General features: G+C 60.1%; 24 protein-coding genes. 14 read left to right on the forward strand and 10 right to left on the reverse strand.

All coding sequences use genetic code 11. The features are described from left to right. Positions 1-87 precede the first annotated feature (87 nt). Complete coding sequence (locus KP701_RS12715) at positions 88-315, forward strand: hypothetical protein (protein ID WP_215747431.1); 228 nt, start codon at positions 88-90, stop codon at positions 313-315. Between the two features lie 58 nt (positions 316-373). On the opposite strand, the gene repC is transcribed toward KP701_RS12715, so the two are convergent. From repC to KP701_RS12730, 3 genes are all read right to left on the reverse strand, one after another. Next, positions 374-1,738: a replication initiation protein RepC gene (gene repC / locus KP701_RS12720; RefSeq protein WP_215747432.1), complete on the reverse strand. Its 1,365-nt coding sequence runs from the start codon at positions 1,736-1,738 to the stop codon at positions 374-376. A 376-nt stretch (positions 1,739-2,114) separates the two neighbouring features. Beyond that, entirely contained in the window at positions 2,115-2,831 is a 717-nt protein-coding gene (locus KP701_RS12725) for a transglycosylase SLT domain-containing protein (RefSeq protein ID WP_371818974.1), read from the reverse strand. Further along, positions 2,828-3,301, reverse strand: a complete 474-nt coding sequence (locus KP701_RS12730) for a hypothetical protein (RefSeq protein ID WP_215747433.1) — start codon at positions 3,299-3,301, stop codon at positions 2,828-2,830. The genes KP701_RS12725 and KP701_RS12730 overlap by 4 nt, the downstream gene beginning before the upstream one ends. Positions 3,302-3,436: 135 nt before the next feature. Between KP701_RS12730 and KP701_RS12735 the strand changes: the two genes are divergently transcribed. After that, on the forward strand, positions 3,437-4,372 hold the full coding sequence (locus KP701_RS12735; RefSeq protein ID WP_215747434.1) for a DsbC family protein: 936 nt from the start codon (positions 3,437-3,439) through the stop codon (positions 4,370-4,372). After that, positions 4,369-4,821 carry a hypothetical protein gene (locus tag KP701_RS12740; RefSeq protein WP_252345613.1) on the forward strand — a complete coding sequence of 151 codons (453 nt, stop codon included), beginning with the start codon at positions 4,369-4,371 and terminating at the stop codon, positions 4,819-4,821. Before KP701_RS12735 ends, KP701_RS12740 begins: the two co-directional genes overlap by 4 nt. Before the next feature lie 19 nt (positions 4,822-4,840). Here the strand turns inward: KP701_RS12740 and KP701_RS12745 are convergent, their stop codons facing one another. Genes KP701_RS12745 through KP701_RS12770 form a run of 6 tightly spaced genes read right to left on the reverse strand, consistent with a single transcriptional unit; the run spans position 4,841 to position 11,254 of the window. Further along, on the reverse strand, positions 4,841-5,152 hold the full coding sequence (locus tag KP701_RS12745; protein WP_215747435.1) for a hypothetical protein: 312 nt from the start codon (positions 5,150-5,152) through the stop codon (positions 4,841-4,843). Beyond that, complete coding sequence (locus KP701_RS12750) at positions 5,149-5,472, reverse strand: hypothetical protein (protein WP_215747436.1); 324 nt, start codon at positions 5,470-5,472, stop codon at positions 5,149-5,151. The genes KP701_RS12745 and KP701_RS12750 overlap by 4 nt, the downstream gene beginning before the upstream one ends. Positions 5,473-5,484: 12 nt before the next feature. Further along, positions 5,485-7,740, reverse strand: coding sequence for a DotA/TraY family protein (locus KP701_RS12755; protein ID WP_252345614.1), 2,256 nt, complete (start codon positions 7,738-7,740; stop codon positions 5,485-5,487). Positions 7,741-7,799: 59 nt separating this feature from the next. Beyond that, positions 7,800-9,488, reverse strand: a complete 1,689-nt coding sequence (locus KP701_RS12760) for a hypothetical protein (RefSeq protein ID WP_215747438.1) — start codon at positions 9,486-9,488, stop codon at positions 7,800-7,802. 21 nt (positions 9,489-9,509) lie between these two features. Next, positions 9,510-10,646, reverse strand: coding sequence for a hypothetical protein (locus KP701_RS12765; protein ID WP_252345615.1), 1,137 nt, complete (start codon positions 10,644-10,646; stop codon positions 9,510-9,512). A 35-nt stretch (positions 10,647-10,681) separates the two neighbouring features. Then, the gene (locus tag KP701_RS12770) at positions 10,682-11,254 is read right to left on the reverse strand and encodes a hypothetical protein (protein ID WP_252345616.1); all 573 of its coding nucleotides are present in this window, start codon (positions 11,252-11,254) and stop codon (positions 10,682-10,684) included. A 497-nt stretch (positions 11,255-11,751) separates the two neighbouring features. On the opposite strand from KP701_RS12770, the gene KP701_RS12775 reads away from it, so the two are divergent. The 11 genes from KP701_RS12775 (at position 11,752) to KP701_RS12825 (ending at position 23,240) form a co-directional block, all read left to right on the forward strand. Then, a complete protein-coding gene (locus KP701_RS12775; RefSeq protein ID WP_215747441.1) occupies positions 11,752-12,510 on the forward strand; it encodes a hypothetical protein in 759 nt (252 codons plus the stop codon). Beyond that, positions 12,510-13,157 (forward strand): DotI/IcmL family type IV secretion protein, encoded by a 648-nt coding sequence (locus tag KP701_RS12780; RefSeq protein ID WP_215747442.1) that lies wholly within the window; start codon positions 12,510-12,512, stop codon positions 13,155-13,157. The genes KP701_RS12775 and KP701_RS12780 overlap by 1 nt, the downstream gene beginning before the upstream one ends. Then, on the forward strand, positions 13,158-14,084 hold the full coding sequence (locus KP701_RS12785) for a DotH/IcmK family type IV secretion protein (RefSeq protein WP_215747443.1): 927 nt from the start codon (positions 13,158-13,160) through the stop codon (positions 14,082-14,084). After that, positions 14,081-15,334 (forward strand): DotG/IcmE/VirB10 family protein, encoded by a 1,254-nt coding sequence (locus KP701_RS16355; RefSeq protein WP_252345617.1) that lies wholly within the window; start codon positions 14,081-14,083, stop codon positions 15,332-15,334. The genes KP701_RS12785 and KP701_RS16355 overlap by 4 nt, the downstream gene beginning before the upstream one ends. 72 nt (positions 15,335-15,406) lie before the next feature. Next, complete coding sequence (locus KP701_RS12795) at positions 15,407-16,609, forward strand: hypothetical protein (protein ID WP_215747444.1); 1,203 nt, start codon at positions 15,407-15,409, stop codon at positions 16,607-16,609. Position 16,610: 1 nt separating this feature from the next. Next, a complete protein-coding gene (locus KP701_RS12800) occupies positions 16,611-17,156 on the forward strand; it encodes a hypothetical protein (protein WP_252345618.1) in 546 nt (181 codons plus the stop codon). A 53-nt stretch (positions 17,157-17,209) separates the two neighbouring features. Further along, entirely contained in the window at positions 17,210-17,611 is a 402-nt protein-coding gene (locus tag KP701_RS12805; RefSeq protein WP_215747445.1) for a hypothetical protein, read from the forward strand. A 118-nt stretch (positions 17,612-17,729) separates the two neighbouring features. After that, entirely contained in the window at positions 17,730-18,155 is a 426-nt protein-coding gene (locus tag KP701_RS12810; protein ID WP_252345619.1) for a hypothetical protein, read from the forward strand. 125 nt (positions 18,156-18,280) lie between these two features. Continuing rightward, the gene (locus KP701_RS12815) at positions 18,281-21,313 is read left to right on the forward strand and encodes a type IV secretion protein DotO (protein ID WP_371818975.1); all 3,033 of its coding nucleotides are present in this window, start codon (positions 18,281-18,283) and stop codon (positions 21,311-21,313) included. Between the two features lie 98 nt (positions 21,314-21,411). Then, positions 21,412-22,281, forward strand: a complete 870-nt coding sequence (locus tag KP701_RS12820) for a TrbG/VirB9 family P-type conjugative transfer protein (protein ID WP_252345620.1) — start codon at positions 21,412-21,414, stop codon at positions 22,279-22,281. Further along, positions 22,281-23,240: a toxin co-regulated pilus biosynthesis Q family protein gene (locus KP701_RS12825; protein WP_252345621.1), complete on the forward strand. Its 960-nt coding sequence runs from the start codon at positions 22,281-22,283 to the stop codon at positions 23,238-23,240. The genes KP701_RS12820 and KP701_RS12825 overlap by 1 nt, the downstream gene beginning before the upstream one ends. Before the next feature lie 131 nt (positions 23,241-23,371). Here the strand turns inward: KP701_RS12825 and KP701_RS12830 are convergent. Beyond that, a partial coding sequence (locus KP701_RS12830; RefSeq protein ID WP_215747448.1) for an integrase core domain-containing protein occupies positions 23,372-23,559 on the reverse strand: 188 nt, incomplete at its 5' end.

Consider the following 23,559-nt stretch of genomic DNA (forward strand, 5'->3'; position numbering starts at 1 on the left):
ACGACACCATGTCCGGGTCCAGGGATCCTGCAAGGTCCAGAACGCCAGAGCATATGCCGCGACTGGAAAGCGAAAGGCGAGGAGCGCTTGGGTAAGGCTGGCGATTGCCTCAGTCGGGACTGGTACCTGACGTGGCAGAGAACACAGGACCAGCCACCCCCACCAGACAAGACCTGGCCAGACGAAGCGCTGGAAACACCAATGCCAATCGCGGGTCAGGCCGCTCCGAAGCAGGAATCCAACGGCCAGCCCATCCAGACATCCCTCGGCGATACCGCGCCAATGAACCAGAAAGAGCGGGAGAATCAGAGTTAGGACGGTCCCTAGACGATCCAAAAATCTCAGCAAAACGGCTTTAGTGACACGCACTCTCTTAGATCCACGCTGCTCGTGTCTTTGGACTTTGCACACTGACGACGCTCAACGAGACACCAGCCTCGGCCAACATCCCTACCTCCCGGGTGCGATGATCCCGCAGTGCATACAGGCTGCGATCAAGAAACAGGGTGTTCCGTGCCCCGCGCTCGATCAGCGAGCGGAAATAGGCATCCCGAAACCGGATAACAGCGCCCCGCTCCAGCCGGGAGGCCATGACGATGACAGCGACGGCAGCCTGCAATCGGCCCAATACCACACAGGCCTGTGACCAGGCATGACAGGACACACCCACCTGCCCCGACAGATATTCGGCCGCGTCGATCAGTTGCTCTGCACTCGGCCGACCCGTTGAACACAGATCCCGCAGACTGGTGCAAATTTCTAGGTAGAACGTGGCTGTGCCTTTGAACCCCCGCAACGCGGTTCGGTCGTACACGCTCGATCGATTGAGTTCGGATCCCTGCCCTTCACGCCGCATGTGTTCAATGCGATCGCCGCCGTCGGCGGCTACGTGATCTACTTTTTTAGAAGATTGAATGTTTTTAGTATCTGTATAGAGGGCCCCATTTTGAGGACCCATGGGCCTCATTTCTACTGGATACAGCGTTGAAAAAGCGTCGTTTTCCACAGGAGCGTGATCAGGGCGAAGGTCAGGCGCGGCGAGCTGCTCGGTCAGCGCCGCTGAGAGGGCCAGCATCTCGCGATACAGATCTTCGAGCGGTTTAACCTGTGCTGTCCTCAGACGGCTGCGCATGATCGCCGCTGCCTGTTCAAGGATCGGCTCCAATCCGAGAGTTTCTGCCTGTGCGCGGACCGTGTCGTTCAGGCTGGCAATGTTGTCACGCAAAAAGGAGACGCGCTGGCGCAGTCGCCGCTGTTCCGCACTCAGGGCCAGCAGATCCGGCCAGCGGTAGCGCAGGGACGCCAGATTGAAGCCAACCTGCGTTTGGCCCTCTTCCGTCTGCCACCGTCGGCCGCGCTGCCCGTTGCGTCCGTCCTGGGGCACCAGAAGCCGCGCGTCCGCCAGCTCCCGGATGTGCCGCTGCAGTGTACTGCGCGACAGTCCTGTCCAGGACATGAGCGTGGTGTTGTGCGCGTAGATGAAAGGCGTCTCAAGCGCCGTCCAGGCGTCCGGAGAGGTCTTCTCCACCATGATGATCAGCGTCGAGGCTGCTCCCCGGCTGACGGGCAGGACACCGCGGAGGGATTTCAGCATGTTCAGCATATCCCGCTTGCCGGGCTCGGCCGGGACGGGGGTGGTCAGTTCGTCGCGTGCGGCCAGCATGGCCTCACTGATCCGGCGTCGGCCGCGCCGCGTGCACGGGGCCTGCGCCCTCTGCGTCTGAGCAGAATGCTCCATTGATCGGTCCGGTCTGGGGGTGAAGGGACCACCTCACGGCCGGACACCAGACAAAACGCTCCCGTTCGCAATTTAGTGCTTGCGTTTCGAAAAGAGCTGACGCTAGATGAATTTACCAATTCATCACCTAGCAACTGTTTTGCCGGAGCCCTGGCTCTTCCGATTTGGCGATCGGAGGAGGCGGGGTTTTTGGTATGTGGGCGCTACGTCATCGGGGGTCCTCTGGATCGACTCGCTGGCACCGCCCACAAGGACGTCTCCAGACATCCGGGCATCGTGCCTCCGTTCGGGCGCTGTAACAACCTCGAAAGCGGGCTGACAGCGAAAAAATTGAGTAAAAACGGGCGTTTAGTGTGTCCATTTTGGCGCGCTACTTTCAACTTGTGACGGCCTCCGAAGCCCCGCTGCCCATGCGGCTGGCCACCGTCTGCTGGTACTGCCCCACCGTCCAGCCGCTCATGTTGTTGGCCGCGAGCGTCTTGGCGGAGACATACTGGCTGAGTGGCGTACTCGCATTTGATTCGGTTGCAATGGCCGCGCCGGCTTTGGTGCCGAACATGTAGGCGCCATAGACCTGCGTTCCGGTGGCCGGTGCGCCTGTCGCGCGACTCACGGCCGACGCGTAATCGCTGATGATGGCGCTCGCCACCTTGGCCTGGGCCACGGGATCGGACCGGTCCGCCGCGCTCAGGCCGAGTTCCGAGGCATACTGGTTCCAGGTGCCGTCCGTGACCTGCCACACTCCCTGTGCACTCGAGGACGTATTCCCGACATTCTGGAAATGGCTCTCGATCTGCCCGAACGCCGCCAGCGTATCCGGATTGATCCCGGCCGCCTGTGCCGCAGCCACCGCGTCCGCACCATAGGTCTGTGACATCAGTGTCGCGTAAGCATCCGCCGTTCCCCACGCGCCCTGATACGAGGATGTGGCGGTGGTCCCGCCAGTCCTCGTCGAGGTCGATGGCTGCGTAAAGACGGGCGAACCGGGTTCCGGGTTGGTCGGCACGATCTGCTCAGGCACCGCCCCGAAAGCAGCAATCACAGGACCGCTCACGCCGAGGGTCAGCAGGGCCAGAACCGGGAAGGCTTTCACTTTGCCGGATGCGTAAACAGGACCATCCCGGCCGCGTTCTCACCCGAGACAACACAGGCCCGGGATGCCCCGTCCACGAGCGGGTGATAGGCCACAACGTCGGCCTCCGGGATCCAGGCAAAGGTCGTTCCCGAGCGCAGAACCTGCCGCCAGCCCTGAAAGACTGTGTCCGTCACGGCGATCTGCGGCGCGGCAGTTCCGACACGGACAGCACCACGACGCGGCTCGGCAAAGAGGGGCTCGAAGTCATGAGCGGGACTGTGGCAAGTCACCGGAACCGGCGTGGCGTGCAGTGTCTGTGGGGCCTGCGTAATTCTCGGGGGCGGCCCCCAGTTGCGGGAACCGATTTCCGACTGACGCTCCTGCGACAGTTTGTCGAGTTGCTCAGGCGTCAGATGCTGCGCCGAGGCCTGGGACACCAGAGGGGCCGCCAGCGAGATACAGGCAGCGAGCCAGAAGCGAAAGCGCATGGTGCAGAATCCTTCAGAAAGTACCTCCCCATACTCTGACTGATCCGAATGTGAGTGCGAACAGGACCCTGATTGACGCGCTCAGATCGCACTCACATGCCCGCCCGTCATCATGTCCGCAGGAGGATCAAACCCATGCGCTCTTTCATCCCGATGCTGATGCTCGGGCTCCCAGCTGTTGCTCTCGGAGCCTCGACCTGCCCCGCCGCGGAGCCAATCCGTGCCGCTGGTGGCCCGCCCCCTTCACAACCGCTACCTGTTATGCCGGAGATGGGGCCAACGATGGCCGCCGCCGACATTGCAGCCTCACCTGCCTTGACCCGCCTTGCGAGCCAGGGCGCACAACTCTATCGGCTGCAATCGGAGCACGGTCTTGAGGCCGTCTTTGCCCGGAGCGGTACGCAGTTCCGTGTCTTTTACCTCACACCCGATCATCTGGCCGAAATCGGAGGGGTCATGTGGGATGCGACCGGTCATAACATCACACGCGACCAGGTCTCATCGATCCCGGGTGCGATCCCGACTGTGCAATGGAATCCCTCTGGCTCCGGTCCAGGCTCAAGGTCGGGCGCGGCATCAGCAACGACTGCACCTCCTGCAGTGGATCCTGTTGAGCGCGTGAAAGCGGTTGCCTTCGGGCTTGAAGGACAGGACACGGCACCCCGCGTCTATATGTTCATTGATCCGCTGTGTCCGTTCTCGACCCGTGCCTACGCGGCCCTGAAGCCTGCTGTTGCGTCCGGCCGGCTACAGCTTGCGATCGTCCCGGTCTCGATCAACGATCATGAGAACAAGGGGGCCAGTACGCCGGCTGCGCAACAGATGCTCTCTGCAAAACCGCATGACATGGCTGCACTGTGGAACCAGATCGATGATCTTGGTCACGCTGTTCCAGGCCACGCGACCTCAGACACGGCGGGCGCCAGCCTGATGCTGAATCTCTCTGCCGCTCATTCGATTGGCCTGAGAGGAACGCCAACCTTCGTGTGGAAGGATCGCAACGGCGCCCCGCATGTTGAGGCAGGCCTGCCAGACGATCTCGATGCGTTTCTCGCGAGCCTCCACGCATGAGCCTTCGTGCGACACTGAAGCAGCGGGCCGGACGAGCCGCGTTATGGCTCGTCTTTCCGTTTATCTTTGCGCTGAGGCCGGGTCTGCGCACGGCGCAGCAGGGTCTTCGGATCCTTCAGGACGTTCCTGTGATCCAGCCCGTAGATCAGACGACGGTCGAGGATCAGCCTCCCATGTCGCCGCAAATGGCTGCAATCCGCAAGCGAACCCGGACCCTGGGGCGACTGTATGGCACGCTCTGTCTGCTGGCGAGCCTCTGGTGGGTGATGATCCTCATGTGGAGCGGTGGGGCCGCTTTCAGCGCATCCTGCGTGGAAGCGCTCGCCTGTGCGATTGTTCTGGGAAGCCAGTTTGTTATTCAGGGCTTCTCAAACTGGCAGGCCCGGACAGGACGCGCCGGAAAACTTTCGGAGTATCTTTCGGACGGGCGGCTGCTCTGGCCTCGATAAAGCCAGTCTCCGGGACGTCTCAGAACGTCCCGGCTTGGGCGGCTTTGTGGTCAATCGACCAGGCGGCCTTTTCATAATCAGGGCGATCACCCTGATCGACCGGATCATTGGGTTTGACAATGGTGCCGGCGCGGGTGGCCAGCGCAGGACGCCAGGTCACGGGCGCCGAGCCATAGGGCGCATAAGGATCGTAAAGCGGCTGCTCCACCTTGGGTGGTGGTGGTGGCACATTGTAAGACGAGAGTGAACGGATGTTGCCGTGAGCGCAGGCTGACAGGCTGCACAGTAAAGCCAAGCCAGCGATACTGTGCTTCAGAGTGACAACGCTCAAGAGCCGTTACCCTTTGCCTTTAGTTTGGCTTCGAGTACGGCAACACGCGCTTCGGCCTTCTCGGCGCGACCTCGCCACAGGTCGCGTGTTTCGCGCCCCCAAGTCTGCCACTCGTTACGGTTCTGCTCCATTTCATCAAGGCCACGGTTAGCCACCGCGTATTTTTCTGCGAGGGCGTCGTACCTCCTGACAAGGTCGTTATGAAGATCTACGACCTGATTATAGGCTGCCAGGGGAACCGACTTACCGACAGCCTGTGCCATTCTTTCGGTAGCCTGCGTAATGCGGCAGAGCTGACCAAACTCCAGAATGTCTGCCATTATCCGTTTTCCTTAATCCTCGGCGCGGCCAGAGATCTGCATGAGAGCTCTGGTGGTAGAGTCTACTGGCTCTGCAGCGCCCTTGTCGACGGTATTCTGGGCATTTCCGATTGCACTCACATCCGACACGGTCTGTTGGGCAATATTTGCCACTTTATCTGTAGGAGCTGCGATCCCCCGGCCGGTTGACTTGTCATTAAAGTCATCACTGTCCACACGACCGATACTCGTCATGCCCGCCATCGCAGGGATGTGGTGTGGCAGGGTCGAAATCAGCCTGAAGCACATGACGGCGATGCTCATCTCCATCGTGACGAACATGCAGAGCAGGACGATCAGGCCGATAAAATTGTCCAGAAGCCAGCCACGCTCAAAGACGAACCCGGTGGCAATCGAGAACGCCTTCATGACCAGCCAGGAGATCGAGGCAAAGATCGTGTAACTGAGCACGAGACCTGCAATCATCATCACCGGGCGAAAGAGAATTGTGAACAGCACTTCATAGCCACGGTTTCCGCGGCCATGAAGGCCCTCCCCCTGAAACACCAGATGGGCCAGCATCCACAGCGGAACGCCCACCACGGCTTCGACCACGACGATGTACCATCCCGCCACACCTGCCATCCAGTAAGCAAACGGGGTCATCGGGAGGACGTAAGCAAGCGTAATGCCGGGAGCAAGCAGGAAGAAAGCAGCCGCAAAGACAGGCGTGAGCAGGGCTTTGATCAGACCACTCAGTGCGAAGCTGCCCGCGGATGCAATGGCAGCCGGGACATCCCCGGTGGCAAGATTGGCCGCTGTCGCGAGCCCCGCCCCTGTCTTGCTACTGAGCACCGCAGCACCCCCAATAATCGCCAAGGCTGTGTGAATCAGAAGATGGCCAAGCCCGATCATTGCCCCCAGAGGATCGGTCCAGTCACTCCCGGATGTTGGCGACAGGAGATGATTGACGATCAGCGTCATGACCCCGTTCGTAATGCCGAGTGCCTGAAGAACACGGTCCAGAGCCGATTGTCCGGAACTGGGTAAAGCTGCGTTGTTAAAGAGCCTCGTCGCCCCATTAGGCGCACTGGCGCTATCCGACGTGGCCAGCTTCTGCTCTTCCGCAGCCTGATACTGCTCGATCGCGGTGATCGGACCCGCAAGGTCCCTGGAGAGGAATGACCCTAATCCCTGCCAGCTTGGCAGAGTCACCGACGGGACGATGGAGGACATGGACAGCACCTCTGCATTGAGGCGCGAAATCTCAAGGTAGTACGCCCCCAGCCCGCTCCAGCCGAGGTTTTTCATAGCCACATAGCCGGCATCACTTGAGCCGTTACCATCTGAGGAATACTGCGCACGGATCTTGCTGATCATGGCCGTGGCCGCCTCACTCAGCGCCGAGGAATAGGACGTATTCTGTGCGGTCAGAACCGCATCCATGGAGCGAAGGGCCGTCACATCCCGCGTCTGCCAGATCGTATCCGCGAGAGACGACATGGGCGTGCGCACCGCGCTGATCAGATCCTGAAGCGCTTTGACCTGCCTGGTGCCAACATCTGTCAGATCAAGATTTGACCCGAGCATCTGCTGCTCAACCTGCTGCGGGATCGTGACCGAGATGCTGCCGCATGTTGCCGCAGCCGTCGCCTCGCCTACGGCAAGGCTGTAATCCACCGTCACTGGCGAACCATTGCCTGGGTTTGAAACCTTTGGTTCGGGCATAAGGTCAGGATTGTTTGAGGCTTTGTTGACCAGGGCGCGGCAGAGTTCGCTTTCCATCACGGCCATGACCACCTGCCTGGTCCCAGGGATGATCGGTTCTGCAAGCGGCAAAGCGTTCGGGCCGATCGATTTGGCCACAACATCCGTCAGGTTGCGGGCCATTCCGATCGCCGTCTTCGCACCCTGCACGACGAGCGCCTGCCCCACCGAGAAGCCACCGTTTGCAGGGATCGGCACGATCAGCCCGAGGGCCACAACAACGCGCAGCGGCACCCACCCGGAGAAGCTTGCAGAGAAAATCTTTCCGCTTTCCGCTGTCTTATGAACCTGCAGGATGGAGGCATAGCTGATCCAGAACGCCGCAATCAGCATCGCATAAGCCGAAATATACTGCAGCATTGTGCCTGTGGCTGTCTCTGTGCCCCCTGACATCGGGAAGAGACTGTCGAGCACGCGGGCGGACCAGTCATCGCCCGCGCTCAGGTTGCTCCAGCTCACGCTGTCTGCCGTGGTTCCGGCATAGGCGGATCCCATAGTCACCGTGAGGACAACGACTGTCATGGTGACCGCCCGGAAATGCCGGGACGCTCGAAGGAGCCGCATGAACTGGTGCATTGTTTTTAGACCTCAGGGCTCGGGCTGTTATCGCGACTTTGCTCCTGGCCCTGCTTTCGATCTTTGGTAAAAAAATCATGAAAACGGTCCACCAGGCGTTCCAGAGCCGCGCCAACTTCCTTCAGAAAGTCCTTTCCCGGCTCCTGGCCCGGAAGAGATTCCAGCTTCTTGCCAACACTGGCGGCGGTTTCCTCTGCGCTCTGCACAGTGGGATCACTCAAAGCGTCCCGTTTGGAGGCTTCATCACCCAGAACCTCGACTTCCTTGCCCAGTCGCTGAGACGACTTGCGCAGTTTTTCCCAGGACTCTGCGAAGCCGGGCGTTTTCTCCAGGGACGCGGTGAGCTGCGCGCGAAGCGCCTTATGGCTCCCATCCTCGGTCATGCCCGCAATGACAGAACTTTCTGATTGTCCAGGCTCTGACGCGGCTTTGGTGAAGGCTTCAAAAAACTCCCGGCCGACACGCTTGAGAGCGCCAAGATCTTCTTCGACTTCACGGGCCGCTTCCTTGACCTTGCGCGTTCGGTTCTGGATCTGGCGGTCATCGCTCTTGCCCACCAGATCACTCATAAAGTCGGCCAGTCCACGACGATTGGTCGCCGTGGCGGTGGTTGGCGCAACTTTCGCCTCAGGCTGATTTAGTTTGCTCTCCGCCTTCGGTGTGTTCTCCTCGACCGCTTGATCAGCGTCGGGGTGAGGTGTCCGGGCGCCGGCATTATCGCGTGGAGCTGGCTTCTTGGTCTCGGGAGGCTCTTCTTTTTCCGCTTGGTCGGCGTTGCTTTGATCCTCATGCTGTATCGCACGATCCTCTTGTGCGGGGCTTTGCGACACCGCATCTTCCACGTCTCCTTGCCGCTCAGAACGGCGAAGCTCTCCCTGGAACTCCTCGTCGTCCCGAAAGGGACCGGCCTCTTCTTCCAGAGACTGTAAATATCCTTCGTCCTCAAACGGGTCATTCGAGGGAAGGCCTGGCTCAAGGATCTCGTGCTGTGTCCGGGGCGCCTGCTGAGGCTCGTGGGAGGTGTGTTCACTTTCCGCGACAGGAGGCTCATGCTCCGTCACGGGTGGTTGGGACATGTCAGCAGAAGCCTGTTGCTGTACTTCCGAAGATGCTTCCCGCGCAGGCGGGGGCTGTGGCGTCGATGTCGCCGCGGCGGGGTCCGGCTGCTGTGCATCGGGTCGAGGTGACGGCTCTGGCTCGGTCTGTTGCGCGCGGGCAGGAGTGCCCGACAGGGCCATGGTGATGCGATAGTCCAGAACGGCAGCCAGCCGTGCCGCGGCAACGGAAGCCTGGTCCTCCGGAGACATTCCGGACATATCCAGCGCTGTTTTACGGAGATCACGGACAAGATCTCGATCTTCAAGCGAGCCAGCCTGCGCCAGCATGGCTTTGATTTCTTCGTTCTCCAACCCCGGCAGATCTGTGCCATGAGCTTTCAGGCCGGCCGCCAGAATGGGAGGGATCTGCGGATCTGCGCCGGTTCCACTAAAATCCTTCCAGTCCTGGACAAGCCACGCCACCTGAACGGTGAACTTTGGATCGCTTTCCAGTCCCGGGTTTTCCCGCAGACGCGCGGTCAGGTCAGAGAGATCTTGTGCAAGCCCGCGCTCTGCTTCGGGGATGGTCGACTGCTGAGCATCAAGGGCCTGCAGGACGTAGCCTAGCGGCCCTTGCTGAGTGAGAGTACCCGACATGGTCATTCCTATTCGAGATGTTCAGGGGAGTGTTGGGGTAGGAACCGGCAGGGGAGACACCGCCCGAAGCCGTTGTTCAGCAGACGTCGCGAGCCTGTTGGCTTCCATCAGCGCCCGGGTCTGGTCCAGTTTGAACTGCTGCCAGGCAATCCAGTTACGCTGCGCATCCAGCAGAGCGATCTGGACAAGAACCGACTTGTCGGATGGCATCGCCTGCAGGTCTGCCTGCCAGTCTGTACCGCTATATTTCCGGTTGATTTCCAGCTCAGTGGCTTCGCTTTCCGAGCCAACCGAGGTGTTGGTGTAACCCTCACGGACCGCCTCAGCTTTCTGGGCGGCACTCAGGGTCACGGTGTTCGCGTGCCACCCGATAATGTCGTCTCCGACGTGGTGGGCGAGCGAAATGGCAGCATTGTAGGCACGGCGGCCCGGAAGGGCAGACTGTCCATCCACTGAGGTCAGAGCACTCCCTCTCAATGCGGCGGGAGCAACCGGCTGGATCAGTGTCGTGACGTAGTCATTGGCACGGTCGATCGAGGCCTGATCCTGATATGCCGGTGGCGTTAAGAGGCTGGTGGCGTCCTGATCCGCATTCTGCTGATCGGTGGAGGCCAGCGAGCAAATTCCAGCGTCCGCTTCTGCATCTGAGCAGTAAAGCGTAAAATGGCGGTTGTTGTTGGCCTGCGCGCCCTGCCCTGCGCCTTCCCAGGAAGGCGTTCCTTTCCCTGCCTGCGTGCGCTTGTCCTTGCCGATATCCAGCGCAGTTGCGACTGCGGCGCCATTTCGCGCCGCAACAACGGCAGTCTGCCCGCCTTCAAGATTAAGACAATCCTGCCGATTGGTCGCATGGTTGTCGCGCTGCTGAGCCGCCCGGACGTCCCGCGCAAGTTCGGCCTGAACCATGTTATTCGCGTCTGCAATCTCCTCCTGCGCCCCCACTTGAGCCTTCAAATAGTTGCTCACTTGTGTGAAGCCGTCTCCGAGAGTGCTATTAACGTGGCCGAGTGCGACGTTCAGGACTTTCTGGGCAGTAGTGATGACGCTGTTCATCGCGCCCTGGAGCGTACTGATCGCACCCACGATCGCGGCAGAATCAAAGAAGGCATAAGCTGGTTTCGGAACTGCTAGAGTTGCGAGGGTTAGTACAAGCAGACTCATTATTCCGAGGCGTGCCACCCTGCTGAAAGCCTGCTTCATTCGCTCACCTGGGAGATACCGGTGTTCGAGCCAATCGCCTCAAAACTATACCCAGAAGGAAGCTGGCTTTGTCCGGTTACGACCCAGCTCTGCTGCCCAGTCGTATTAGTACCGGCATTGATCAGGCTATCACCCCCACCACCGAAACTCAGGTTCGGGCAAAAGCTTCCAACTCCAAGACCCAGATTGAAGTTCGTATCCAAGCCCGTGACAGAAAGACCGCAGTGAGCCGCACTTTGGAGACTGTCCCACTCTGATGTGATCTGGGAACAGATCTTGCCCATCGTAGCCTCAGCAAGCGCAGTCAAATTTACTTTGTTCGTAACGACATCCAGGCCAATACCGTTGAAGAAGTTCCCCAAGCATGTGAATTTCGTGACGGACTTAGGCTGATGGATCGTTGCGTCGTCAGCCTTCAGGTCTGCGGCAAGCCCTGTCGCGCCTGCCTGCACGAGTGTCTGGCAGCCGGAGGAAGAGCCTTCTCCACAAGCCGGTGTCACCAGACTGAAACCTAGCGCGGCGATCAGCGGTACAACGGTGAGACGTGTGCTCTCTCGGCACGCGCTCATTGTGCTGCACCCGGAGGCGTCCCCGAAGGGCGACTGTCCTGTCGTGAGACAGGCTTTCCGAGAGGCCCAAGGATCTGCCTCGCGCCCTCTGCTGTCAGCCATCCGCCCTTGGGCTTTTCCTGCTCTCTCGTCTCACCAGACACCTCGACCCTCCAAAGCGGTTTCCATCCTGAGAGATAATAGAGGTGGAGGATGTGAGTGCGTGCCCGGTCTGTCGCGGCGGCAGGAACGGGTTGGCAACCGAAAAACGTCTTTGCGAGACATTCCGAAGCCGGAACGGGAAGCCCCAAAAATCAGATTGTGATCCATGCAAAAACGGAATGGGGGTATTCCTCAAACGCGGCCTAGCCGATTTTCGGGACTCCGCTGCCTTCTCCACGCACTGTTGCAAAACTACACAGTTCCTCAAAAACGACCAGTCATCGGTAACATTTTGCGACGCGAGCGGTTAGGCTGTTTGACGATGAATTAACGATTTTACGGATGTAAAGAATATCATGCAGGCAAGCATTGCGGAAATTAAGTTTCAAAGCGAGGTGGTTTCACCGTGGATAGGTTTGCCATTTAACAAGTTCTTACGTCCTGTTGGGATATTAAAAGAGTTAACAATAAGTAAAGAAATATCGTTAAAGCTGACGAAAACCAGAAGGCTATGGTCTCACAACGAGACGACACTGCTCACGAAAATCTATCCGACGGACACGGCGATCAAGGTCATTGCCGAGCGGCTCGGCAGAACTCCGCAGGCGGTCGCGAACAAGGCAAAGCGACTGGGCTTGCGCCGTCCGCTGACGCTGAAGCGCCAACGTGCTGCACAAGCTCGAAAAAATACCGACACCGTTCATGAACGATACAACAGTCCTGCATCAGCAATACCGGGCGCGTTTCCAAAAACAGCGTCTGGAAGAGCCATCTGGAACACACAGTCCCTGCATCTTTTGGCTGATCTCTGGAAAAGGCTTTATTCGCCTGCCTTTATCGCTGAATACTTCGGACTGAAGTATAATACCGTGTGCATGGCCGCTAAAAGGGCGGGGCTTCCAAGCCGGGCTGGTTTCACACTGTTACGCACTTCTCCGACCGAAAACCCGTTTGCTGTTGCCGAAAATGCAACACTCGCCAGCCAGATGATCGCAAGGACCTGTGGCATCACGAACACAGTGTTTTTCCAGCATCCGAAAGATCGCCGCCAGCAGCATTACAGCTACCTCGGCAGTCGTCTTGTCGAGCGCCGCGCGTCGGGATGCTTCCATTGATGCGTAACGCGTCCGCTGCCATCAGCCGGAGACTTCTCGATCCGGAGTTCCTCCAGCGCATCGTCAAGCGCGTTCTCATTGCCTTTTCGGGCAGTCTGATCCTCAACGTCATTCTGGGACTGGCCCTTACCGTATCGGTAATGAAAACACCGCACGTCCGTTACATTTATCATGACTCGCTTGGGAAACCCCGGGAGCTGATCGTCACGGACCAGCCATATTTTTCTGACTCCGAGGTCATCAACTGGGCCGCGAGGAAAGTCACCAATCTTTATACGATGGATTTCGTGACTTACGCCAAGCATCTGGATGCCTCTGCGAAAGACTTCGACCTTCCCGCATGGAACGCCTGGGCTCAGTCCTTTTCCGGGCCGGGAAATATTGATTTCATCAAGGCCAAACGTGTCTTCCTGACCGCCACGCCGAAGAGTGCGCCATCAATACGATCCGAAGGAAAAACGAGAAGTGGCGACTATGAGTGGCACGTCTCATTTCCAATGCTGCTCAAATGGGAGAATGCCTCCGGCTCGACCACCAACCTTCTTTCGGTGGATGTGACGATCAGGCGCACCAACAGCCCCGAGCATCCTGACGGGCTTGTCATCACAGAACTCAACGCGCCTCGCGCCGCCGATAACGGGGGCTGAATGAACATCACAGTTAGAGCGGTCATCGGGCTTCTGCTGCTAGCAGTTCCCGAAACGGTGGTTTGCGCGCAGACCACGCGGGACAGCAACGGCGCGCTACGGGTCGATCCCATTTATGAAGGCTTGCCGCCGCCTCCCAGCGCAATGCAACACTTCTATGACCGGGTCGATCAGGGCCAGAAGAACCTGGACGCAGCAGAAGATCCTCACCGTCTGGCCACCCCTGTGTCGCGGTCTGTGCGGATCTCCCTTGCCCCGGGTGCTCAGACCAACATCATCAGGATTGCGCAGGATTATCCCGCCGCCATCACGTTTCTCGATGAAACGGGTCAATCCTGGCCGATTGCCTGGGATATCGCCACCAACAAGAGCGGCGGCTGTGACGCCCATGGTCAGGGACAGAACTCCGCCGTGCGCAGTGTCGGGATCAATGCGTGTGTTCCGGAAGCCGGCTCGAACGTCCTGCAGCTGACCCCCGTCTCGCGTTATGCTCATGGCGGTGTTCTGGTCAATCTCAAGGGCGCGCCAAAGCCGATCTCCTTCATGATCATCAGTGGAACGGGCGCCTATGACGCGGACCTGACGGTGCGCGTTGCCGCACGCGGACCAAATGCGAAGGATGCGCCCAATTCCGAGCCCGACGCACCGGCTACGGGCGATCGCAACCTCGAAGCCATGCTCGATGGCGCGGCACCGGCCGATGCCGTTCCGCTGCGTGTTGCTGGCGTCAGCCCGGACCGGATCCGGGCATGGAAGCTCGGCGACAAGATGTACCTTCGCACGGATTACACGCCGATTTCTCCCGCCCCAAGCGCCCATGAGACCGAGTACGGCATCGGAATTTACGAAATCCCCGAGACATCAAACGTGCTCCTGTCTTCAGGCGCCCGGATCATCTCTGCGACACTATCGGAGGACGGCCCGTGAGCGAAGCTCATCCAGAACCGGCCGCATCTGCAAGCGGCCTTGCCACCAGTTTCAAGGCGTCTCGTCGCCCGGCCTTCGCGGCCGCAGGCCTTCTCGTTTTTGCCGCGGGGGGATGGTACATGATGAGCCACGGCTCGACGCCAAAACCGAAGTCGGCGGCTTTGCAGACCCCAAATCTTGCGCCGCCAGCCGGCGGAAACAACCACTCCGACAAGCTCGACAACGCAACGCTTGAGAAGGAAAAGGCTGATGCCGACGCCGCAAAGGCCAGTGGACGCTCTTTTGCAAGCGCGCTGACGACGAGCAGGCCATTGGGGGACGATAAAGCCCCTCTGCTGGGTCGGATGCCTGGCACTGGTTCTGCAACAACTGCCGGCGTAACGCCCCCTGGGACGCCTCGGCCAGCCACACCTCCGCCTCCTGCGGTTAATCAGTTCACGCGCGCGCCGGAAGGCACAAAGACTGTCTCCGAACGGCCCGCCAGCCGGGAGCGGCTGGCAGGAGAACTCTCCGAGGCACAGGAGGTCGAGCTGTTGGCTGCGTGGAGCGGCAGGCCCGCTTCACTGGACATGGAACTTCCAGCGGAAACCGCGGCGGCAGGTGGCCACAGGCAGGACAGCACGTCTTTCACGCAGGAGCCACAGGCGACCGCCTCAGGTGAAACCGGCTCACAGCAGAATGTGGCGACCGTGAAATCGGCAACCCACAGGCTCCTCGCTGCGGGAAGGGGCGTTTATGGCCATTCTCTTCTTGGTATCAACAGCGACTATCCCGGTACTCCGGTTCTCGTCGAAATTGATTCAGGACCACTCGCTCATGACAGGCTGTCGGGGTCCTTTGAGCGTAAGGACGAACGTCTGGTCATCAAGTTCGATAAACTCATGATCGGTGACAGCGATCCTCTGCCGGTTTCAGCCTATGCCGTCGCACCCGACACCATGGAAACCGGGCTTGCCTCGGAAGTTCACGAACATCTCCCGACGCGTATCTTTCTTCCGGCCGCGGCGGCTTTTGTCGAAGGTCTCGGCAACGCGATGCAGAACTCAAACACAAACAGTGTGACCAGCGGGCTGGGCGTGAGTTCGTTCACGCACCTGACCTTACCTCAACAGCTTGGTGTTGCTGCCGGACGGGCTGGACAGGAAATGGGCCAGATCCTGCAAAAGCAAACCCCTCAGAACCCTACAGTCCTTCTTCATAAGGATGATCCTATCGGGGTGATTTTCACGGAGCCTCTGGACGCCCCCTGACTGCACTCACAACGGCCTTTGGCATCCTGCAAGGACGACACAGGAGGGACCATCAGCATGCGAGGAAACGCAATGCGCCGTGAGGACACAGGAGAGGTCGTGGAGATGCTGCGACCGCAAAAGCGCTCCACGGACCGGACCGGCAAACAGGCCGGGGACGGCCCGATGCCACAGGAGGCAGAGCTGTCAGACAACCGGGCAGATGCGCCGGAGGAAACGACAGCGGGCCGCCGCAAGCCTCTGAATGCGCAGGATGGCAAGGAAGATCGTGCCCCGCGCGCGCCACGAAGCAGACTTCTGGTCGGTACCGCTCTGGCGGTGCTAGGGGTTGGAGGTCTGCTTGGCGGTGCTGTGGCGGTCGGTGCACATTTTGGCGTCCCTATCCCGTTTGTAAATGACAGACCACGCGCATCAATCACCACCACACCAGCGGTCCCGTCGGCTCAAAAATCGGCCTTTACGTTGGCACCACCAGCGCTTGGCACGCCCGACGCCCCGGAAAAGCGGACCCAGCAACCCTCTGTCGCTCAAAACGACGACCCGTTCGGCGGCGAGGGCATGACAGCCCCGGTTGATCCCCCAGCCACCACAAAGCCGACTGAGATCAAAGCGGCCCCAGTCATTCCCGTGCCGCCCGCCGTCGCGGATGGAGCACCAAACGCCTCTGCGGTGCCACCGAGCCAGGCGGTCTCCACGCCTCAGGCTCAGTCCGCTGTGTCTGCCGCTCCGGCTGCGGCCCCCGTGGCGTCCATCGCTTCCCCTGCATCCCCTTCACCAGACGCAGCCCTCGAGCTGGAAATGGCCAAACAGCTGAAAGCGCTGGATGATCATGTGGCGGCCTTGCAGAAAAACGTCGACGCCATGCAGGACAATCTGACGGCGGCGCTGAACCGCGGTCTTGGCGAGTTCAAGGGACGCCTTGACGAACTTCAGCATCACGAAGACCAGACAGATCGCGCGCTCCAGGCAAGCCAGTCCGCTCTGGCCCATCCGGCTCGTGAACACAGCAGTGCTGTGCCAGTTGCGCCGCGGGCCGTAAGTGTTGCGCAGCCTCACCCGTCAGCGGAACCAAGTGCGCCGAAAGCCGCACCTGTACATCTGCCCCAGTTCACGGTGCAGGCGGGAGCGCCAGGAATTGCCATTCTTCAGGACGAACAGGGCAATGCCAGCCGCGTCGAAGCGGGCTCCGTGATCCCCGGATGGGGGCCGGTCATCGCGATTACCTCTTCGGGGTCGAGATGGGTCGTTCGCACCCCAAAAGGTCTGATCCACTAAGATGGAAGGGCTTTTCGACTTCGCTCAGGATCTTGGTGCCGCACTGTCCTGGCTGCTTCCGTTCCTTTGCTACGTCGGCGGAGGCTGCTTTCTCCTGAGCGGCGTCATCGGCATCTTTCAGCGCTCATCCATCAGTAACGGGCTGCTCTCCAAAGGCGTGGTTCCGGAGATGATGATCCTTGTTGGTGCGACTTTCCTGTCGTTCCCCGAGTTTCTCAATATGGGAAACCGGACCCTCGGCTTTGAGGCCAATGCCGGCATCGGTGCATCATCGAAAGTCAGCTTTTCCTCGGATGCCCTGATGACAGCGGCACAAGGTGGCCCGCTGGCCGCCCTGACAGCCATCCTGAATGTCTTTCACGTCTACTTCGCAGCCTACGGCGCACTGATCGTCTATTTCGCGATTGTGCGCCAGATGGGCCGGGCGAAAGGCGCGAACAACAGTTCCACCGGCCTCAACATGGTCATGGGAATAGCGGGATTCCTCGTGATGAACGCAGACGTCCTTGGTCCTGCACTCCTTAAAGAACTGAAGCTTGTGCAGTGACCCTACACCCCCACCCCACAATCGACGCCCCGAGCGTCTATTCCGGAGTCATTATGACACAGACCTCCCGCACACACCTGAAGCGCTCCCTGATGGTCGCGGCCCCTGCACTTTCCGCATTGTCGTCTCTTGCTCTCGCCTCCGCAGCACATGCTCAGGCCATTGACGACATCACGCGAGACGCGACCCAAAAAGGGATGAACGCCTTTGGTATGGGGCTGAATGCCTTCTGTTTTATTGGTGGTGGCATTCTGCTCGCCATGGCCATCTTCGGCTGGTGGCAGCATCAGCGCAATCCGAACGCCGGATCGAAGCCTGGCATGATCATCGCTGGCTTCATTTGCGGCGGCGTTCTCCTGGCCTTCCCGTTCCTTGCCAAGACCGCGTCCTTTACGATGTTTGGTACCGCGCCGAGCGTCACTGGCGAACAGCAGCAGATGAAGTTCGACAAGTAAGATGCCGTCGTCGCGCCCATTGGCTTCGGCCGCCCCTGAAAGGTTGACGGTTGAAGATCTGACAGCACCGATGAGCGGGCATTGCACCTGCTGCGAGCACATGCTCGCAGCAGTTACCGTGTCAGGCAGACCCCTCTGTCTGACCTGTGCGCCAGCATTCGCGCTCGATGAGCCCGGTATAGACGATGTCGCGACGCTGATCTGGCTCCCGCATCTGGATCAGGGCGCTCTGGGGCGTTGTGTCACAGCACTTCATGTGGCCGCGAAAACAGCGGGACACACCGTTTACGATCAGGGGCTTTCAGGCGAGGCTCTGAGCGCAAAGCGCGCCTTCGAGGCTCTTCTGTCCTGCCGCCTCGGGGCACTGGAGAAGATCGGGACGGACCGCCCGTCTTTGTACCGATCCGCTCTGAAAAGCCTCTCCCGTAACCCTTTCCCGGAAGCTCACGAAACCGGGCTTCGGATCCTCATGCGGGGAACGTGGTTTCCAGACAATCCGCGCCGCTATCTCGACGCGGCTCAAGAATGGGCAGTATCACGCTGATGCTACGTAAAAAACCAGCGCACTCAGAGGGGCAGGAGGCACCGCGTCCCGCGCGGTCCAGAGCCTCCCTCTTCGATGGTGTCCTCCGAACGATTGCCGCTGTATCAACCTTCCTGCATCGGGACGTGACGTCGTTCTGCGATCTGGCAACCTGCGATCAACGCGGCCTGATCACGTTTCAGGGCGATTACGCCACCGTCATCCGTCTGCGCGGGATGCGGCGGATCGCCAACGGGGCTGAAATCGCCGCGGCATCCTCACGACTTCGTCTGGCTTTGGGAAGTCAGTTCAGTCGGCCCGGCCATGCTTTGCAGTTCTGCTATGTCGCCGACCCTGAGGGTGTCAGTGAGAGCATCCGGCGAAACCTCGATGAACGACGAACCGTTGCAGGTGCGCTGAACGCCGATTTTGAAGACATCTTCACGGAACGACAGAAGGTGCTTCCACCTTTCATGCGTCAGGAACGCACGTACCTCGTTCTCTGGACAAGACCTGCATGCCTGTCATCGCAGGAGGTGTCCCAGGCCAAACGCGAGCGGGCCAGCAATCTCAAGGGCCTGCCGCCCCTGGGTGATGCTCAGAACCCGCTTCTGGGAAGCCTTGAGCTCGGGACGATCCATCAGACGTTCGTGCAGGGTACCTGTGATGCTCTGAGCGCAGAAGCGGTGCAGGTCGATATTCTCAGCCCCGAGGAGGGTCTGCAGGCCATTCGGCATGAACTCTACCCCGATACGATCGGCTCTGCCTGGACACCGTCCACGCCGCTTCGCAAACCGGGCGGAACCGTTCCCGAGACGGATGCTCCGACTGACGCGGCCGATGTTCTCTGGCCTCCGCTGCGCGAACAGCTCTTCCGTGACGATGCCAGCACGCCTGACTTCTCCACGGCCCGCATGGGTGTCTTCGACTGGAGCCCGATCGAACTGACGCGTGTTCCCGAAATGCCGGTACCAGGCGTGAGCAACAAACCGGTCCCGACATTTACCGAGCTTGCAGGGCGTCTGTCAGGTCGCCGTATGCCGTGGCGGGCAACGGCTTTGATCGAGGGCGTGCGACCGGGCTACATGCTCTGGAAGGACACGATTGCCCAGTTCCTGAAATTCGGCTCCAACACCCCCATCAACTCAGGGTTCGAAGAGCTGAAGGCCATGCGCAGCCGCCAGAGCGACAGCATCGTCAAGCTGCGCATGGCCTTCGCGACCCGCTCGTCAACCGGTGATACAGAAGCGCTCCGCACCCGCGCCTCCAGGCTCGAGCAGGCCATTCAATCGTGGGACAGTGCTCAGGCCAGCCGCGTGTGTGGGGACCCGCTTGCGGGTGTTCTGTCTTCCGTCCCCGGGCTGGCCCTAGCCTCAACCGCACCGCCAACCCCTGGCCCGCTGTCCCAGATTCTGACGATGATGCCATGGGCCAGACCGGGGATGCCCTGGTCCGATGGTGCAATGCTGTTCCGCGCGAACGATGGCACCGTGGTTCCCTACGACCCGGCCGGATCGGGGCGCGAGGCGGTGCTTGACCTGTTCGTAGCACCTTCGCGCCGCGGTAAGTCCATGCTTGCCAACGCCTTGCTTCTCGCAACAGTTTTAAGCCCCGCTGCCATGACGTCTCAGGGCGCGCGGCTTCCACTGATTGGCAAGATGGACGTCGGAGATTCCTCCTCCGGCTTTATCGATATGGTCAGGGCCGGACTGAGACAGGAAGAACGTCACCTTGCGCTTCACATTCCGTTTCAGCTCATTGACGAACACGCCTACAACATTTTCGATACCGAAACCTGTTGTCGCACGCCGCTGCCCTATCACCGCACGTTTCTGACGAATTTTCTCGCGCAGATCTGTAAACCGCTCGACGGCTCTGACTTCGAGAGCATGAACCAGCTGATCGACGCACTCATTACGGCCGCGTATGAGTATTTCTCGGACACTGGTCCCTCCGTCCGTCCCAAGATGTACCGCGAAGGGGTCGATCGCCTCGGCATTGACATGGCCCTCGCGCATCACAGGCTTTCCGCAACACGGGCGACGACCTGGTGGGAAGTCGCTGACATGCTGGCAAACGCCGGCGACATGCGTATGGCGCACCGCGCCACCCAGTTTGCCGTACCGGTCATCAGCGACCTGGTCGAAGTGGTGCGTGAAGAGCGCATCCGGCTGGAGTTCGAGAAGGCAAACCCGACAGGCGGGACAGAGTCCTCCATCGACGTTTTCAGGCGGTACCTCAATCATTTCGTCGCCAAGTTTCCAAGCCTGACAAAGCCGACACGTCTGGATCTTGGGGCTGCCCGGATTGTCGTCATCGACATTGATCGGGTCGCGCCGGAAGGACAGGGAGAGGCGCAGCGCCAGACGGACCTGATGTATCTCCTCGGATTTCAGATCGTCTCGCGGAACTTCTTCCTTCATCCGGATGATGCCCAATACGTCCCGATCCATGTCCGCCCGTATCATCGCAAACGCTTCGAGGAGTTCCGGGAAAGCTTCAAGCGGATTGAGTGTGACGAGTTCCAGAGAACCGCAGGTGCGCCCTTCATCCAGAAGCAGTTTGAAGAGGCCGCACGACGGGGCGCCAAGCTCAATGTGAAAATCGGCCTTGCCAGCCAGAAGCTAGCAGACTTTGGAGACTATCTCATTTCTCACTCAACCGGACGCTTCATTCTGGGTGCCGGCGACGAAGAGGAAGCCAATGAAATCTGCCAGCGTTTTCGCCTCAGTTCAGCCGCCCAGGCGATTGTCCGCAATGGACTGAACGGCCCCCGCGCCGATGGAAGCGGTGCCCCGCTCATCTGGCAGACGCGCGTGAACCACGAACTGTACGAGTTGTTCGTTCTCAATCTTATGGGGCCGATTGAACTGTGGGCGCTGTCCACCAGCCCCAAGGACACCGCCCTGAGACGCCGTCTCTATGACGCACTCGGGACGACAGAAGCACGTCGACGCCTCGCAAAGGTCTTTCCAAGGGGATCGGCCGAACAGGAAATTGAGCGCCGCGAAGACGTCCGGATGAAAGCCGGCCAGGACGCAAGCACCGCCCTTGGCGGCGTGATCGAGGACATTGCCAGAGAACTCAGGGATGGTGTTGGGCTGGGAACGGTCATCCGCATGCCCTCTGAGGACGAGGTGTCCGCACTCACAAAGGAGTCCGCCACACTGTCGGCATGAAGAACGGTCCTGTCATGCTACCACTCGTCATTCTTTGCTCCCTAGCGGCATGCTCTGGAGAACAATCCTCCCCTCCCGTCTCGGTAGACGTGCCAGGTATGCCCTCGCCGGAGCTTGCGCTGCAGAAGAGCCTCGATCGGATTAACGGCTTTCTCGGGAGCCTGAACGAACGAATTGCTACACCTGCGCGTAGCAGTTTTCCCCTCGCGATAACGCATGACCGCCCGGTCGTGCTCGCTCCCGCTGCACCTGCTGTCAAGCAGCCACCTGTAACCTCGGCAGAGAGCGCAGCGGAAGCAAAGCCAATCCGAGGACGCAACGGCATCGTGTGGTTCGCGTTCGGGGATGGATACCCGCGCATCGGATGCGTCTCGGGTCAGGTCTGTATCGTGCGGCTCCAGCTGGGCGAAACAATGACGGCCGGTGCCCTCTCCCTACCGGAGAAGAGTGGCTGGGCTGCAGATCTTGTTCAGGGCTCGCACGGGATTCACGCAGGTTGGGCAGTCGCGCTCACGCCATCACCTAATCCGCGCCGCGCCGTACTGCGGTTCACGACGAACCGTCGTTCCTATGTGCTGCTACTGGATCCCTCAGAAGCCACTATGCGGAGCGTGGCTTTTACGTATTCAGCCGGCGACCCAGCTAGCCAGCCGGATCCACCGCCCTCCCCGCTTGCGATGGCACAAAAGAATACACCGGATTTCGACTACAGGATGACCGGTGCTCAACCGACGTGGAAACCGATGCGGATCTACCGCGAAGGCGGTCACACGTACATCCAGTTTCCCCCGGGCGGCATAAATGCCGCTCCGCGCCTTGTTGTCATCTCGCCCAAGAGCGCGGCCACACAACCCTATCGCACGGTCGGAGACTCTTACGTCGTCGATCTGCCTGTCGATGACGCGATGCTCATCGGCTCCGAGGCCGGCTCTCCCGTCGTTCGTATTACCCATGGAGGAAAGGCCTGATGCGTCGCCCCCACGCCTATGCCGCCGCGTCCCTGCTCGCCTTTCTGAGCGCGTGCGCCGGCGAACCAGTTTCTGAAACGTCCCACGTTACCGGGGCAACTTTTCGCGACACGTCAGCCTTGACGGTCTTTATTGCAGACATTCTGGCTAACAGCATGGATGCCGGCCGCACCGTCTTGCGGCTCGCGCCTTATAGCGGGCCAGACCAAGCCCACGCCCAGACGCTGCTCGCTGATACGCTGCGCGAGCGCGGCTTTGCGCTCTCTCCGGAAGGAATGCCTTATCCAGGAGCACAGACGGTAAGATACGCAGTTTCGCCGCTCGGAGCGGACCTTCTGGTCGAATTGGACAGCGACGACGCTGCGGCCACCTGTCTCTACAGCCATGACGCAGATGGCGCTCTTCGCCGAAAGGGAAGCTGCAGCCTACGGGCGGGGACAGCTCTCACGCTGCGCATTCCAGCACAGGAAGTGCTTGTACCTGCGCCGAGCACCGAGGCCCCAGTTCATACGGCCCCAGCCGCGCAATCCGGACCAATCCAACTTGCGCCCGCCGCTCCGGCTGCGCCGCAGTCGCAACAGAAAGTGCAGAAGGCCCCCCTTCCGACGCCTGTACCGGAGCCCACAGCCCCACAACCGGTAGTCTCCCAGCCTCCAGTACGTCTGCAGCCACCGGCTGAATACTGGACGCTCATCGAAGGACAGCCGATCCGCGACCAGATGATTGCTTGGGGCGATCGGGCCGGCTGGAAGGTGATCTGGCCAGCTGACATGAACTGGATGGTGCCCGTAACGACGATCTTCTCCGGTGGCTTTCATCACGAGGATGTCCACGGAAACGACGACGGTGTGATGTCGCAGGTCGTTCGCGCCCTGGCAGCCCAAGGCAAGACCATCCGCCTGCAATTCTTCAATCCGAATCACGTGGCGCTCGTCACCAACACGGGGATTCAACAATGATCCGGCCGACCCGTCCCGCACTCCTTCTAGCGGGCATGAGCATTTTCGCCTTTCTGACTGGCTGCACGGACTGAGGTGGTCCCGTCCGTTCGGACAGTTTTGCGGGCTTGATAAGCTATACCCGGTTGTTGTTATGCCGCCCTTCTGACGGCGTTGCTGTTGGCCATCTGGTCCGGGGTTAACCCCGGACCAGATGGCGTCGGCACGTCATGATACGCCTCATCGGGCGTACGTCCAGCCAGCGCCGTATGCGGACGCCTTTCGTTATAATGGGCGATCCATCTGCCAAGCCCGGCCCTCAGCTCTGATCCGGTCTCGA

Source organism: Gluconobacter sp. P1C6_b, assembly GCF_018811945.1.
Taxonomy (GTDB): domain Bacteria; phylum Pseudomonadota; class Alphaproteobacteria; order Acetobacterales; family Acetobacteraceae; genus Gluconobacter.